This is a genomic window from Faecalibaculum rodentium (assembly GCF_001564455.1).
GTDB classification, from domain to species: domain Bacteria; phylum Bacillota_I; class Bacilli_A; order Erysipelotrichales; family Erysipelotrichaceae; genus Faecalibaculum; species Faecalibaculum rodentium.
The window spans coordinates 1,582,023-1,594,620 of record NZ_CP011391.1; the positions used below are offsets into that span (position 1 = coordinate 1,582,023).

At 55.1% G+C, this 12,598-nt stretch carries 17 protein-coding genes and 1 tRNA gene; 5 read left to right on the plus strand and 13 right to left on the minus strand.

Annotated features, from left to right (window positions below):
• The first annotated feature begins 36 nt into the window (after positions 1 to 36).
• The 3 genes from aalo17_RS07870 to aalo17_RS12855 are packed head-to-tail and all read left to right on the plus strand — an operon-like array spanning position 37 to position 2,536.
• Positions 37 to 1,362: an aspartate kinase gene (locus tag aalo17_RS07870; RefSeq protein ID WP_067557879.1), complete on the plus strand. Its 1,326-nt coding sequence runs from the start codon at positions 37 to 39 to the stop codon at positions 1,360 to 1,362.
• Positions 1,359 to 2,342 carry an aspartate-semialdehyde dehydrogenase gene (locus tag aalo17_RS07875; RefSeq protein ID WP_067557882.1) on the plus strand — a complete coding sequence of 328 codons (984 nt, stop codon included), beginning with the start codon at positions 1,359 to 1,361 and terminating at the stop codon, positions 2,340 to 2,342. Before aalo17_RS07870 ends, aalo17_RS07875 begins: the two co-directional genes overlap by 4 nt.
• 47 nt (positions 2,343 to 2,389) lie before the next feature.
• A complete protein-coding gene (locus aalo17_RS12855; protein ID WP_203225809.1) occupies positions 2,390 to 2,536 on the plus strand; it encodes a hypothetical protein in 147 nt (48 codons plus the stop codon).
• Positions 2,537 to 2,885: 349 nt separating this feature from the next.
• Here aalo17_RS12855 and aalo17_RS07880 read toward each other — a convergent pair whose 3' ends face one another.
• From aalo17_RS07880 to aalo17_RS07935, 13 genes are all read right to left on the minus strand, one after another.
• A complete protein-coding gene (locus aalo17_RS07880; RefSeq protein WP_203225810.1) occupies positions 2,886 to 4,148 on the minus strand; it encodes a YkvI family membrane protein in 1,263 nt (420 codons plus the stop codon).
• Between the two features lie 432 nt (positions 4,149 to 4,580).
• Positions 4,581 to 5,348, minus strand: coding sequence for a prolipoprotein diacylglyceryl transferase (gene lgt / locus aalo17_RS07885; protein WP_067557889.1), 768 nt, complete (start codon positions 5,346 to 5,348; stop codon positions 4,581 to 4,583).
• A 90-nt stretch (positions 5,349 to 5,438) separates the two neighbouring features.
• On the minus strand, positions 5,439 to 5,738 hold the full coding sequence (locus tag aalo17_RS07890) for an AzlD domain-containing protein (protein ID WP_067557892.1): 300 nt from the start codon (positions 5,736 to 5,738) through the stop codon (positions 5,439 to 5,441).
• Positions 5,735 to 6,415, minus strand: coding sequence for an AzlC family ABC transporter permease (locus aalo17_RS07895; RefSeq protein WP_067557895.1), 681 nt, complete (start codon positions 6,413 to 6,415; stop codon positions 5,735 to 5,737). Before aalo17_RS07895 ends, aalo17_RS07890 begins: the two co-directional genes overlap by 4 nt.
• Before the next feature lie 156 nt (positions 6,416 to 6,571).
• Positions 6,572 to 6,829, minus strand: coding sequence for a hypothetical protein (locus tag aalo17_RS07900; protein WP_067557898.1), 258 nt, complete (start codon positions 6,827 to 6,829; stop codon positions 6,572 to 6,574).
• 189 nt (positions 6,830 to 7,018) lie between these two features.
• On the minus strand, positions 7,019 to 7,645 hold the full coding sequence (locus tag aalo17_RS07905) for an ABC-2 transporter permease (RefSeq protein WP_067557901.1): 627 nt from the start codon (positions 7,643 to 7,645) through the stop codon (positions 7,019 to 7,021).
• A gap of 52 nt (positions 7,646 to 7,697) precedes the next feature.
• Positions 7,698 to 8,315, minus strand: coding sequence for an ABC-2 transporter permease (locus aalo17_RS07910; protein WP_067557904.1), 618 nt, complete (start codon positions 8,313 to 8,315; stop codon positions 7,698 to 7,700).
• A gap of 2 nt (positions 8,316 to 8,317) precedes the next feature.
• Positions 8,318 to 9,259, minus strand: coding sequence for an ABC transporter ATP-binding protein (locus aalo17_RS07915; RefSeq protein WP_067557907.1), 942 nt, complete (start codon positions 9,257 to 9,259; stop codon positions 8,318 to 8,320).
• Positions 9,256 to 9,633, minus strand: coding sequence for a GntR family transcriptional regulator (locus aalo17_RS07920; protein WP_067557910.1), 378 nt, complete (start codon positions 9,631 to 9,633; stop codon positions 9,256 to 9,258). Before aalo17_RS07920 ends, aalo17_RS07915 begins: the two co-directional genes overlap by 4 nt.
• A 199-nt stretch (positions 9,634 to 9,832) precedes the next feature.
• A complete protein-coding gene (locus tag aalo17_RS07925) occupies positions 9,833 to 10,096 on the minus strand; it encodes a hypothetical protein (protein ID WP_067557913.1) in 264 nt (87 codons plus the stop codon).
• A complete protein-coding gene (locus aalo17_RS07930; RefSeq protein WP_145907606.1) occupies positions 10,093 to 10,431 on the minus strand; it encodes a hypothetical protein in 339 nt (112 codons plus the stop codon). Before aalo17_RS07930 ends, aalo17_RS07925 begins: the two co-directional genes overlap by 4 nt.
• Before the next feature lie 174 nt (positions 10,432 to 10,605).
• On the minus strand, positions 10,606 to 10,782 hold the full coding sequence (locus aalo17_RS12860; RefSeq protein ID WP_158507762.1) for a hypothetical protein: 177 nt from the start codon (positions 10,780 to 10,782) through the stop codon (positions 10,606 to 10,608).
• A gap of 164 nt (positions 10,783 to 10,946) precedes the next feature.
• Positions 10,947 to 11,801, minus strand: a complete 855-nt coding sequence (locus aalo17_RS07935) for an alpha/beta hydrolase (RefSeq protein ID WP_067557919.1) — start codon at positions 11,799 to 11,801, stop codon at positions 10,947 to 10,949.
• Positions 11,802 to 12,002: 201 nt separating this feature from the next.
• Between aalo17_RS07935 and aalo17_RS07940 the strand changes: the two genes are divergently transcribed.
• Together aalo17_RS07940 and aalo17_RS07945 are read left to right on the plus strand one after the other, a co-directional pair.
• Positions 12,003 to 12,087, plus strand: a tRNA-Leu gene (locus tag aalo17_RS07940).
• Positions 12,088 to 12,183: 96 nt separating this feature from the next.
• Positions 12,184 to 12,576: a hypothetical protein gene (locus aalo17_RS07945; protein ID WP_145907609.1), complete on the plus strand. Its 393-nt coding sequence runs from the start codon at positions 12,184 to 12,186 to the stop codon at positions 12,574 to 12,576.
• Positions 12,577 to 12,598 lie beyond the last annotated feature (22 nt).

Sequence of the window (12,598 nt, forward strand, 5' to 3'; positions counted from 1 at the left end):
GCACTCTCCCGTTTCTTGTTTGAGAAAGGAATCAATATGCTGAAAGTCACGAAATTCGGCGGGTCGTCAGTTGCCGATGCCTGTCAGTTCCGCAAGGTCCGGGACATCATCCAGTCCGATCCCGACCGCCGCTATGTCGTTGTGTCCGCACCAGGTCGGAGAACCCCCGCAGATGCCAAGCTCACCGACCTGCTCTACCTGCTGGATGCCCACCGTCAGTATCACGTGGACGCCTCCAATGTCTACCGCATCATCCGGGAGCGGATCCTGGGGATCCAGAAGGAACTGGGCCTGAAGCAGAACATGGCCGGGGAACTGGATGCCTTCTATGCGAACCTGAACCAGATGAAGCAGGACGAAATCGTGTCCCGGGGCGAATACTGGTGCGCGAAAATGATGGCGGAATTCCTGGGCTTCCCCTTTGTGGATGCCAGGGATGTCATCTGCTTCAACCTGGACAAAACCATCGACTTCAAGGCGACGAAAGCCAAGCTGCAGGCCAAGATGGCAGAATACGAACACTTCGTCTTCCCGGGATTCTACGGATCCACGGCCAACGGACGCATCCAGGTGTTCACCCGCGGCGGAGGGGACATCACCGGTGCGATCCTGGCCAACGTCATGGATGCGGATGTCTACGAGAACTGGACCGATGTGTCCGGATTCCTCATGGCAGATCCGACCATCGTGGACAAGCCCCATGAAATCACCCACATCACCTACTCCGAGCTGCGGGAACTCTCCTACATGGGGGCCAGCGTGCTGCATGAAGAGGCGATTTTCCCGGTCAAGGAACGCAACATTCCCATCCACATCCTGAACACCAACCGGCCGCAGGATCCGGGAACGTTCATCCAGGAAAACCGGAAAACGAAGTCCCATTATCCCATCACAGGCATCGCCGGAAAATCCGGGTTTGTATCCTTATATGTATACAAGAAACACATGTCCAGCGAAGTGGGCTACATGCGGAAGGTTCTGTCCATCCTGGAGGACTACAACGTGTCCATCGAGCACATCCCGTCGGGCATCGACAGCTTCACGGTGGTCATGGAAGAAAAGGACGTGGAAAACACGCTGTACGAAATCGTGTCCCGGATCAAGCGGGAGCTGAAGCCGGATGAGGTGAAGGTGCAGGACAACATTTCACTGATCAGTACCGTGGGAAAGCGCATGAGCGATTCCCCAGGCATGGCCGGGCGGCTGTTCACGGCCCTGGGCAGGGAAAACATCAGCATCATGATGATTGCCCAGGACTCCAATGAGATCAACATCACGGTGGCGGTGGAAACGCCGGATTTTGAGACGGCAGTCAAGGCGATTTATGACGAATTTGTGACGAAGGAGGATTTGCAGGGATGAAGAAAGTGGCAATTGCAGGCGCGACCGGCGCCGTGGGAAGACAGATGCTGGAATGTATCCGGGAACGGAATCTGCCGGTGGAGGTGAAGCTGCTGGCCAGCGCCCGGTCCAAAGGCAAGGTCATTGACGGTCTGGTCGTGGAGGAACTGACCCCGGATTCCTTCCAGGGTGTGGACTATGTCCTCGGCGCCTGCGAAAATGACGTGACGAAGCGGTGGATGCCCTGGGCGCAGGAAGCCGGCTGTGTGGTGGTGGACAACTCCAGCGCCTTCCGGCTGGATGACAATGTCCCCCTGGTGGTGCCGGAAATCAATGCGGATGACATTGACCACCACAACGGCATCATTGCCAACCCGAACTGCTCCACGATCATTGCCCTGGTGGGGTGTGATGCGCTGAAGAAGGAATTCGGCCTGAAGCGCATGATCGTGACCACCATGCAGGCGGTGTCCGGAGCCGGGGTCAAAGGGATTGCGGATCTGGAAAACCAGGTCAAAGGTGAAGATGTTCCCTTCCAGGCGTTCCCCTACCAGATCGCCTACAACCTGATTCCGCAAATCGGCGACTTCGATGAGTTCGGCATCTCCAAGGAAGAATGGAAGATGCAGAACGAAGGCCGGAAAATCTGGCATGAACCGGAACTTCTGGTGAACTGCACCTGTGTCCGCGTTCCCGTGATGCGCTCCCACTCCGAGTCCATCACCCTGGAATGTGAAACCGAAGTGGATGTGGCCAGGGCCCGGGAAGTGCTGAAGCAGGCCGCGGGAGTGCAGCTGAAGGATGACCCGCAGAACAGGGTGTATCCCATGCCGCTGGATACCACGGACCAGGACGATGTGTTCGTGGGCCGGATCCGCAAGGACCTGACCGATCCGGAGGGAAAGACGCTGCAGGTGTTTGTCTGCGGCGACCAGATCCGCAAGGGTGCGGCAACGAACGCTGTGCAGATCCTGGAAAAGCTGCTGGAAAAAGCCGAATAACAAAACATGGGAGAAACCTGAAGCCGGGTTTCTCCCTTTTCGTATGAATGCTGATGCTGGTGATGGCAGGGCAGATCCGGGGCATCCCGGGATGGAACCGAATCTCAAATGCCTTTGCCCAGGAAGAAGTCCTGGAGGTTCTGGTGGATGATTCCTTTGTCGCTCATTCAGTTGGAGTCCGCTCCAGCTTTTGATGTTTTTCCCGTTTAGTTGGAGCCCACTCCAACTGCGCGCTCTCTTCTTCCGTGCAGAGACTCGTCGGAAAGCCGGAGTCCACCACATCTGTCCCTGGCCACATCCTTTCGCCAAAGCAGGACTCAGTCTCTGCCGCTACCACTTCTCCCGAAGTGCAGATGCGCACTGGTTTTCCCCTCTACGCCGATACCCCATACATCAGCCATCATAAAACAGGCCCGAAGCCTTCTGTGCAATCTTACAGGGAAACAGCCTCAGGCCTGCGCAATGATTTGTCTGAATGAAACCCGGTGCTCCGATCCACACGATGGTCTGGACCGACCTCATGCACCGAATCCCTTTCCTCCATCACAGACCGGCAGTTTCTGCCGTCCGGACATACTCCCGGATATCCCGCTTGATTTCCTCTGCGGGAATGACCGACTGCTTCCCGAGCCGGTCAAACTGTTCCCGGTCTTTGCGGGTGTACGGAACATCCGCATATTCCCTTCGCGCCAGCCGGATCATATTCCGACGGCAGTCTTTTTCTGCCGAGATCCGGTCCCTGCCTCTGATCCAGGCGGAAGCCAGGACCGCCAGAAGGACAAAGCCCATATACCCGAGGAATGGATACGTCAGGGAAATCAGGCTCCTGAATCCCCCAAAACTGCATCCATAACCCGCAGCCACAAACAGGATCAGGTATTTGCGCACCCGCACACTGTTTCCACCGCCAAACCGGCACGCCAGGCCATAATACAGAGAGAAGGCCGTATTGAAGATCAGGAAGAAAATCACCAGGGCATAGACCAGCCCCAGAGCCGGCGATATGGCATTGACGATTTCCAGGATCGGCATTTCGGCACCTTTCACCATGCCAATGTTCAGGAACATGCTGATGTAGGCACCGGTAATGATCAGGCCCACCAGGGCACCACCCAGTGCACCGCCTTTCTCCGCTGTGCCGATCTTGACTATGGATCCGCCCAGGACAAACCCCATGGAAACACCGGTCATGGCACAAAGCGAAAAGTAGTTCAGTGCCGACAGCCCGATATTGGGCAGCGGTGACGGAATCCCTGCTGTTTCGCTGCTGAGAGCGGCTATGTCCAGAGGCTTCGTCGAAATGGAATACGCTGTGATCAGGACAATGAACAGAATGACCACCGGCGTGAAGATTCCCAGGACTTTCGTGATTTTGTCAAAATCCAGAAACGTCACTGCGATGATCAGCAGGGCACAGAACAGTGCACCGGCCCAGGACGGAATCCCGAACTGCTGATTGAGGTTGGAACCAGCACCGGACAGCATCACAAAACCGATGATGAACCCCGCGGCGATCAGTGTCCAGTCAATGATCCGGTTCGTGACCGGACCGGCAATGGCCCCCAGCACTTCACTGTGACTATTGGACCGGAAATAGCTGCCGAGTGTCACGATGATTTTTCCGAAAACGACATTCAGCACACAGAACAGCAGGATCCCCCAGATTCCCTGTTTTCCGAAGGACAGGAAATACTGGAGAATGTCCTGGCCGGAGGACAGGCCCGCTCCGACAATGACGCCCACATAAGCCATGGCGATGGATACAGATTCTTTGAACTCTTTCATCAACACCTCGATTTCTTCCATGTACAAACGACAGGGAGCCACGCAGCCAAAGGATGGCTCCCGCATAAAGAACATCCGGATACTCCGGAAAGAACAATAAAAAAACATCTGTCCCGGAAGAAACAGACAGACAGGAACCCGCAAATCAGGTTCAGTCTCTGTGACCAGGCAGGATACAGACAGGAATCAAAACAGATATATCCATATCAAATTCACTAAAATCATACCAAACTATACGATTATTTCCATTGAGAAGACCGACAAATTGTGGACTTCGAAAAAGACACGGCGACACTCTGAGAACACCTGAAGACTGCACCGCCTGAACCCGGTGTCTGCCCCTTGCTTTCCCTGATATTCCCGGGGCACAACCCCTGATGTCCCTGTCCCAAAACAGGTCACATCATAAAGAAAGGCCTGAGACCTTCTCCTGCCACAGACAGGAAAAGAGCCTCAAGCCTTCTTTGTCATACCATTTTTGTATTTTTTCCGCATGACGACCAGGATCGCAATGCCGGCAGCCAGCGTGAAGACGGAAATGAACTGTGAAGTGGAGAGGGTTCCCACTGCACCCCGGATCAGGTCGCCGCGGAAGAACTCGATGATGAAACGCCCCACTGAATACAGGATCAGGTACCAGGCACCGACTTCGCCGTTGAACTTCTTCCGCTTTGCGATCCAGCACAGAAAGAAGAACATCCCGAAGTCAAACGCCGAGGAAATCAGCTGGCTGGGAAACAGCGGAATGCCAGCCGGAGCCAGTCCGCCTTCCGGGAATGTGATGCCCCATTCCACCGGAATGCCGTAGCAGCATCCCGCAAAGAAGCAGCCCAGTCGCCCGAATCCCTGTGCGAGCGCCACTTCCGGTATCAGAAGGTCAAACCACTCCATGAAATTCATTTGATGACGCCGGCAGTACCAGAGCCCGCCAAGCAAACCACCGATGATGCCGCCATAGACCACCCAGCCGTCTTCGAGATTCATCAGGATCCCCGGATCGGCAATGATGTCCGGCAGCCTTGTCAGGATATAGAGCAGCTTGGAGCAGGCAAACCCCGTAATGCACACCGTCAGGGTGATGCCTTCAAGATGAGATGTATCCATCCCCATGGCTTTGCCCCGACGGTCCGCCACAAAGAAGGCGGCCAGGATGCCAATGGCAATCAGGAACCCGTAGGTGTACACCGTCAGGGGCCCCAGATGAAAGAGTTCAAAATGCATATGAGTCTCCGTTCTACTGTATCAGCAGGCCGCATGTACAACGGCCTTTTCTGTAAAGATCACGTGATCCGGATGGATGTCCGCACCTGATCACATCAGCACGAGAAGCAGCCAGACAGCCCCGGCACTGGCAAGCACGGCGGTGATTGGAGGCCAGTTCATCAGTCCGCAGAAAACCGACAGTCCGATCGTCGTCAGACAGGCAGTCGCATTGGGTGATGACTGGATGACACCGGGAAAAATCAGGGCAGCCATGACCGAGACCGGCAGCAGCCGCAGGAATTTCCTTGCGCCTCTGGAAAAGTGCATCCGGGAAATAAAAACCGCCGGCAGGATCCGGGGAATCGCTGTGGAGAGCGCCAGGCAGATGGTCAGCACCAGCATGTTCATGGCAGGTCCTCCTCCTTCACCAGAAACATCCCCGCTGCAGCCCCCGCAAGAGACCCGATGATGATTCCCTGGCTGGAGTCGATCAGTGTGCTGGTCACAGCCGAAACTATCACCACCATGGCAAGCGGCAGGTGCTGCCGGATCTGCGGCGTGAGAATGGAAATGAAGAGGGCATACAGCGAAATGCCAAGGGCGCTCATCAGTTCCGGCGGCAGGAACGTCGTCATCCCGCAGCCGATGCACGTGCCGATGACCCAGGAAGCCCAGGCTCCCAGAGCGATCCCTGCGAAACAGGCTGCGTTGTCAGCTCCCTTCGCCTGCCCTCCGGCGGTTTCCAGCGCGAAGACTTCATCCGTGATGCCCAGACTCAGCAGCACACGAACCCCCAGAGAACTGCGGCGCAGGCGCTCCATAATCACTGTGCTCATGATCACATGGCGGAGATTCATGATGAACACCGCTGTGGTGATCCCCAGCAGAGACACACCCTGGCCGATCATGGCCACCGCCGCCATCTGCCCGGCACCTGTGTAGACAAACAGTGACATGGCCACGGTCTGCCAGGGAGTCAGTCCTGTGGACAAAGCTGTGGCTGCATAGGCTACAGCCACCGGTATGTAGCCTGTCATGATAGGGGTGCTCAGCACCAGCCCTTTCCTGAATCCCTTCCAGTTCATATCCTTCAGTGTACCAACAGCGAAAGCTTGCCGCAACCTGCCTCTGGTGGCGTGTGGTCGTTTACCGACCCTCCCGCAACCGGATAGCCGCAACTCCGGCGCACAGCATCCGGTTATAAAAACACACCGGGATCACCGATGTGTGGACTATTGTGATTATGCCTGCAGGCGAAGCCAGGAACGTTCTGTGACTGTCTGGCTGAAGCTGTTTCGAATGGTGCCAAAGGATTCCATGCGGTTGCTGGAGTATGTCAGCATCCCTTTCTGTCCGATCCGTCCGGCATTGTAGGCATCTGCGGAGACCCGGAAAGAACAGATGCCCTTCGGTGTCTGGAATACCATGCGGTAAACCGGCTGCTCTCCATAGGCGGCAGCGGATTTGTTGATCAGGACAGCATTCAAGGATTCTTTCATCAACTATCATTTCCCTTCTGTGTTGCAGCTTCATTGTATACCCCGGTAAAGAATAATGGAAGGGATTACATCCTGCAGTAAACCACATTGTTCCATCCAGGGAGAAATCCGGCTTCTACGGAACACCGGACACCTTTTTGTCACACTGACTGTCCGGTTCAGCCCTCGCTGACTCTCCGGTTTCGGCACTCAGTATTCTCTGGACTCCAGCATCCTCTTGCTGATGAACGCAGAAAGCGCACACCCTGCACTGCAGAGCGCCGCGAGCAACAGGAAGACCGTCATCCGGTGGTTTTGCACCCATTCCCAAAAGAATGTATCTGGCAGCGTTGCCTCTCCCATAACATAGGAAAGAATGGCTGCAGCGAACATCAGCAGAACTACCATCCAGATCCGCACTCCGGTATCAAACCGGATCGCCATCGGGATCAGAACCGCCGTGAAGAAAAGCAGCCAGATCACGCCGATTGCCAGCGCTTCCGGCAGATCTGCAGCATGATATGGGCGAAACAGCACGCACAGACCGCCCGCTGTCAGTATTCCCAGGCCGCAAAGGCCCAGAATCAGGGCGTATTTTTCGCGGACAAACTGCCGGCGGGAAACCGGAAGCGCGAACAGGAACCGTGCTGTTTCCGGCTGCAGACTCTGCAATACCAGCTGCAGCAGACTGCCATGGAGAATGATGGTCAGATACAGCATGATCAGGGAGATCTGGATATCCAGAACCAGGTACAGACCCAGAAGACCCGGCAGCGAGAGCAGAAACCGCTTCTGATGCTTCAGCCACAGCAGGTCGCTCACAAAGAGACCGTTCATATACCTCCTCCTTTCCAGTCCCGGCAGTCATCGGCAGGTTGGCTGCGATCCGCTACAGTTCCTCCCTGTCCAGGATCCCTTCGCTGACTTTCATGGATACAGCCAGACACACCAGGCCAAGAACGGCCATCCCACCGAACACAACCGGCAGATTGCCCTGAATCACCGTCAGCCACTGCGTCACTGTTTCCTGCAGGCTGCCAATCAGCACCGCGGTCAGCGAGGCAAGCACCACCACGATCACCGTCAGCCATACCTGCATATTGGAACCCAGGCGGATCATCATCGGGATGAGGATCGCGGAAAAATACAGCAGTTCCAGCACAATGACCCCCAGCATGGCGCTGAGTTCCAGCATCTTGTCACGTTGACAAACGATGGCCACCGCATACAGGCCAATGGTGAGGACCAGTGTCGATCCCAGAATGAACAGGTATTTTTCCTGCACATACTGTCGCCGGGTGAAGGGCAGCGTGAAGAGAAACCGGCTGTTTTCAGCCCGCAGGTTCCATTCCAGGGTCCTCAGCAGGAGCATCTGGAAAATCACCGAGAGAAACAGCACCATGGTTCCGTCTGTGACCAGGTACAGGATAGTCAGGGCTGTCAGGATCATCAGCAGTTTTTTCTGGCCCTTGAGCCAAGTCAGGTCATACAAAGCAAGTCCCTTCATGATCAGCGGGTCTCCTTTCCCTTTCGCGTGATCTCTGTTTCCGGATTCCGGTCAATCACCGCATCGGCACCTTCAAACAGCAGCAGTGCCTCATCCACACCACCGCGCTCCACCAGCACATGCGGGTAGTTGTCCAGATAAAACTGCCGGTCGCTCACCAGGGCTTCTATGGACCCGTCAGGGTTTGTCTTTCGGCAAACCACACCTTTCAGATCCACGGATCTGGCCAGACTGGCAGGCACCTTCACATACCCATATTCGTCCCGGAGCACATCCATGTCCTCTGCCAGCAGGATGCGGCCTCTGGAAATCAGCCGGAAGGAGTCGCAGAGGTTCTCAAGATCCGAAGCAATGTGCGAGCTGATCAGGATGCTGCGGCCGGGTGTCTCCATGTATTCCCGCAGCAGGTCCAGGATCTGGTTGCGCGCCACAACATCCAGTCCCGCGGTGGGTTCATCCAGCAGCAGGATCCTCGGGTGGTGGCTGATGGCGGCAATCACGCGCAGGCGGGCTTTCATGCCGGTGGAAAATGTCTCCAGGGCCTTGTCTGGCGGAATGGAGAACCGCTTCACCAGGGCATCGAAATATTCAGGATCAAAGCCGTTGTAAAAAGCCGCCAGGATCCTTTTGACATCCCGGGGTGTAAACACCGCCGGAAATCCGGTATCCGCCAGAACCACCCCAATCTGTTCCTTTACGGACACTGGCAGAGTGTCCGCAGCCTGTCCGAGCATCCGGCAGCTTCCGTCATCGGCTTTGGCCAGCCCAGTCAGCAGCCGGAAAAGCGTGGTCTTTCCCGATCCGTTAAGACCCACGAGTCCCACAATGGTGTTTTCAGGCACCGTCAGCGTGACATCAAGCGCAAAATCCGGATAGTGTTTACACACGGCAGCGCATTCGATCAGTGGTCTGCCACTGTCTTCAGTTCTCGGTGATTCCATCATCTGTATTCCTCCATGAGCATCCGGACCAGGTCCAGGATCTCCTCCTCTGTCATTTTCATGGCCCTCGCCTTTGCCAGTGCCTGCAGAAACTGGGATTCCAGCTGCTTCTGCAGTTCTTCCTGGACGGTATTGGCAGAGATCTCCGCCACATAGGTGCCCTTCCCATGGACCGTATGGACGAATCCTTCTTCCTCCAGCAAGTCGTAGGCTTTTTTCACGGTCAGCGCCGACACCCGGTATTCCCGGGCAAATCCCCGCACGGAAGGCAGCGGATCCTGTGCCTGGAGGGTTCCTTCCCGGATCTGCAGCCGGATCTGGCCCGCAATCTGTTCGTAGATTGGTTCCATGGAAGTGTGTGATATCTGGATTTCCATGGGACGCCTCCTCTCTGCCGGTCCATTGAGGGCCAGTTTCTTCGCGAAAACAGTATACAACAGCTAGGCACAGTGTGTAAACACCATATAACAGTAAAATACAGACAGGGGTGCCGATGGTGGCTTCGACTGCCGGCTGTATAGGTTTCCGGGAACAGAAAAGGCAGCCCTTCCTGGTGTGAACCGGCTGCCTTTTTCGTCACGTTTCCTGTATATAGAGCTGTGTGCTGCGTGGAAATTCCCGGGCAAAGGCTTCCTTCAGCGCTTTCTTTGCGGAGGCAGTTACGAGGGTGGTCTGGCTGTTCACAAAACCGGATTCCGTCAAAACCCACTCGCCACCTGTCTGCTCCAGTTTCACCCAGCGGTCTTTCTTGAAGGTCCACAACGTGATGGATACCAGATCCGCCCGCCGCAGGGCCGCCAGCCACTTCACCTGCGCCTGTCGCAGAGGGATCCGTTTCATGCGCCGGCCCCCTTCAGGAACGACTCCAGTTCCTGGGTGAAAGCTTTCTTGAGGAGGGTCCTTGTCAGGTATATTACACAGATCCGGGTTCCTTCCCTGGTGAATGCGACCCGGACACTGCCGGCGGAGGGATCATTGACACGGCATTCCAGGATCGGCAGCCCCTTCCATTTCTGTCTCGAGGCGTACTTGGTCTTGAAGAAGTCGTGGTCTGCCTGTCGGGTGATGGTGTCCGTCACTGACAACTCCAGCGTATCGTGTTTCTGCAGGAGCTTTCGGCAGCCGCGTTTTTCGAAGGTGAAGTGCAGACCGCTGGCCTGATTGTTTGCATCCATGACATTGTCTCCTTTCCGGGTCACCGCCATCATCGTGGCATCTGCATGTTGCGGGATTCAACCGGAATGCCTGTCTTCGGATTGGCGTGCAGATGCCGTACAGTCTTCTGGGCCATCGAAAAAAACTCCCCGGAGCAATCGCTGCAGGAAGTTCACTGTCATGATTCAGCTGTGTCAGACTGCAGCTGCCAGTCCGGTGATGGCCCACCAGATCAGGGCCACAATGACCAGGAACAGAACCACGGACAGAATGATCCGGGCGCTTCCTTTCGCAAACCGCCAGATAGCGGGAAGGCCTCCAATCAGGAGCAGGGCTCCAATCACAATGATCAATATTTGCTGCCAGTTCATAAGTATACCTCCTGGGAACGGTCAAGGGTTCCGGGTACGTATGCCGGCCGCAGAAATCCTGCCAGGCACAGTCCGAATCCAATGATTCCTGAACTCTATCTGAATTATATATCAAAACACTCGGTTTTCTTTCCCAGGTGCTTCTCTGGCGTCTCCGGCAGCTCTCAGTCTCCTGTGCGGTCAGGACCGATATTGCCGCTGCCCAGGGATTCCCGATTCTCCAAAGGCAGCCAGGTCCGGATCACATTCTCAATGGCGCGGTCCCAGAAGTCCCATTCATGCGCACCCGGCCCGGGTTTCCAGACGACATCATATCCCAGATCCTGCAGCGTTTTCGCAAATGCCTCATTTACAGAATACAGCTCATCGTCAACGCCGCAGCTGAGGTAGAATACCGGCAGGGGCTGCCCGCTGTCTGCGAGCCTCTTTGCCTGGACCACCGGATTCTTGTCACTCTCCTTCAGGTTTTTCACATCCCCGAAGATCGTGGACAGAAACGTCCTGCCAAAGGGATAGCAGTCCGGGGTTTCCGGAATATCCTCCATTGTCTCCAGCGTGGTGGGAAAATGCAGGGCGCTGGACAGGCCAATGATCCGGGAAAACAGATGGGGATACCGCAGTCCGTTGGTGATGGCTCCATAACCGCCCATGGACAGGCCGCCAACGAAGGTGTCTTTCCTGTCATGAGAGAGTCGGAACATGTCCCGGGTCACATAAACCAGTTCTTCGATGAACGCTGCATAGTCTTCGCCGTTTGCCTTGTTGTAAGTGTAAAACCGGTTGTCGCCGCTTGGCATGATGACAGCCAGGCCGTAGTCCGTGGCCCAGCGCAGGATCCGGGTCCCTGTGATCCAGTCGGTATAGTTGCCGAAAATGCCATGGAGCAGGTAGAGGGTTTTGAACGGTGTGTTTTCTTGCCGCTTCCCGTCAAATCCTGTCTTGTCACAGGGAAGGATGGCGTAAAACGGAACCGTACGCATGAGAGTCTGAGAAAAGAAGTTCACTTCAGCCAGTGCCATGGATCTGTCCTCCTGTATGTTCAGAAAAATTGTCTGTGGCGGATGCAGGAATGTCAAACACAGCCGAGGTGTAGTGATGGCTTTCCGAAGCAGCATGTACTTTGCCAGCCCCCTGCAGGCATCGGTGTTCAGAAATTTCTTGCGTCATCTTTCCTGGTTTGGTAAGATAAACAGGCAGTCAGCAACTGCAGCAAACAACATGGGGTCGTGGTGGAATTGGCAGACACGCTATCTTCAGGCGGTAGTGAGGCAACTCGTGTGCGTTCGAGTCGCATCGACCCCACCATCTTGAAACTTACCCGGCGGGATTTCCTGCCGGGTTTTCATTTTCATGATATAGCCTGCAATCAGAATCGTTATTTGCTCCTGAAACTGACTTTAGATGTTAGCAGAAGGAGAAAATATGCTCAAAACCTATGAAATGCTGAAACAGGATCTGACTGCGTATAAAGCACTTGATATGAAAATAAAGAGAATGGCAGACCGTCGTGAAGTCATCAAGCTGAAAAAGAATCTGTATAAGACCGGTCCGACAGTTTCCGGTTATCTGGAAGCGGCAGCGATCTGTACACCGTCATATTTGTCTTTTGATTATGCCCTTTCCTGCCATGGACTCATACCGGAGAGGGCAAAAATCTATACGAGTGCAACATGCCGGAAAAGAAAGAAAAAAACCTTCAGGAACTGGTTCGGTACATATTTTATCAGGATGTCCCGCTGTCTGTTTTTCCATACGAAATTGAAATATGCTACGAAAATGAAAGACCTTGTTTGATGGCTACGCCCGAAAAAGCTGT

Bases quoted from the DNA above. Each gene is read 5' to 3' on its own strand.
- aalo17_RS07945 (WP_145907609.1), top strand. From the start codon at position 12,184: ATGTTAGCAGAAGGAGAAAATATGCTCAAAACCTATGAAATGCTGAAA.
- aalo17_RS12855 (WP_203225809.1), top strand. From the start codon at position 2,390: ATGCTGATGCTGGTGATGGCAGGGCAGATCCGGGGCATCCCGGGATGG.
- aalo17_RS07905 (WP_067557901.1), bottom strand. From the start codon at position 7,645: ATGAACGGTCTCTTTGTGAGCGACCTGCTGTGGCTGAAGCATCAGAAG.
- aalo17_RS07910 (WP_067557904.1), bottom strand. From the start codon at position 8,315: ATGAAGGGACTTGCTTTGTATGACCTGACTTGGCTCAAGGGCCAGAAA.
- aalo17_RS07890 (WP_067557892.1), bottom strand. From the start codon at position 5,738: ATGAACATGCTGGTGCTGACCATCTGCCTGGCGCTCTCCACAGCGATT.
- aalo17_RS07900 (WP_067557898.1), bottom strand. From the start codon at position 6,829: ATGAAAGAATCCTTGAATGCTGTCCTGATCAACAAATCCGCTGCCGCC.
- aalo17_RS07925 (WP_067557913.1), bottom strand. From the start codon at position 10,096: ATGAAACGGATCCCTCTGCGACAGGCGCAGGTGAAGTGGCTGGCGGCC.
- aalo17_RS07935 (WP_067557919.1), bottom strand. From the start codon at position 11,801: ATGGCACTGGCTGAAGTGAACTTCTTTTCTCAGACTCTCATGCGTACG.
- aalo17_RS07870 (WP_067557879.1), top strand. From the start codon at position 37: ATGCTGAAAGTCACGAAATTCGGCGGGTCGTCAGTTGCCGATGCCTGT.
- aalo17_RS07895 (WP_067557895.1), bottom strand. From the start codon at position 6,415: ATGAACTGGAAGGGATTCAGGAAAGGGCTGGTGCTGAGCACCCCTATC.
- aalo17_RS07875 (WP_067557882.1), top strand. From the start codon at position 1,359: ATGAAGAAAGTGGCAATTGCAGGCGCGACCGGCGCCGTGGGAAGACAG.
- aalo17_RS07930 (WP_145907606.1), bottom strand. From the start codon at position 10,431: ATGGATGCAAACAATCAGGCCAGCGGTCTGCACTTCACCTTCGAAAAA.
- lgt (WP_067557889.1), bottom strand. From the start codon at position 5,348: ATGCATTTTGAACTCTTTCATCTGGGGCCCCTGACGGTGTACACCTAC.
- aalo17_RS07915 (WP_067557907.1), bottom strand. From the start codon at position 9,259: ATGATGGAATCACCGAGAACTGAAGACAGTGGCAGACCACTGATCGAA.
- aalo17_RS12860 (WP_158507762.1), bottom strand. From the start codon at position 10,782: ATGAACTGGCAGCAAATATTGATCATTGTGATTGGAGCCCTGCTCCTG.
- aalo17_RS07880 (WP_203225810.1), bottom strand. From the start codon at position 4,148: ATGGAAGAAATCGAGGTGTTGATGAAAGAGTTCAAAGAATCTGTATCC.
- aalo17_RS07920 (WP_067557910.1), bottom strand. From the start codon at position 9,633: ATGGAAATCCAGATATCACACACTTCCATGGAACCAATCTACGAACAG.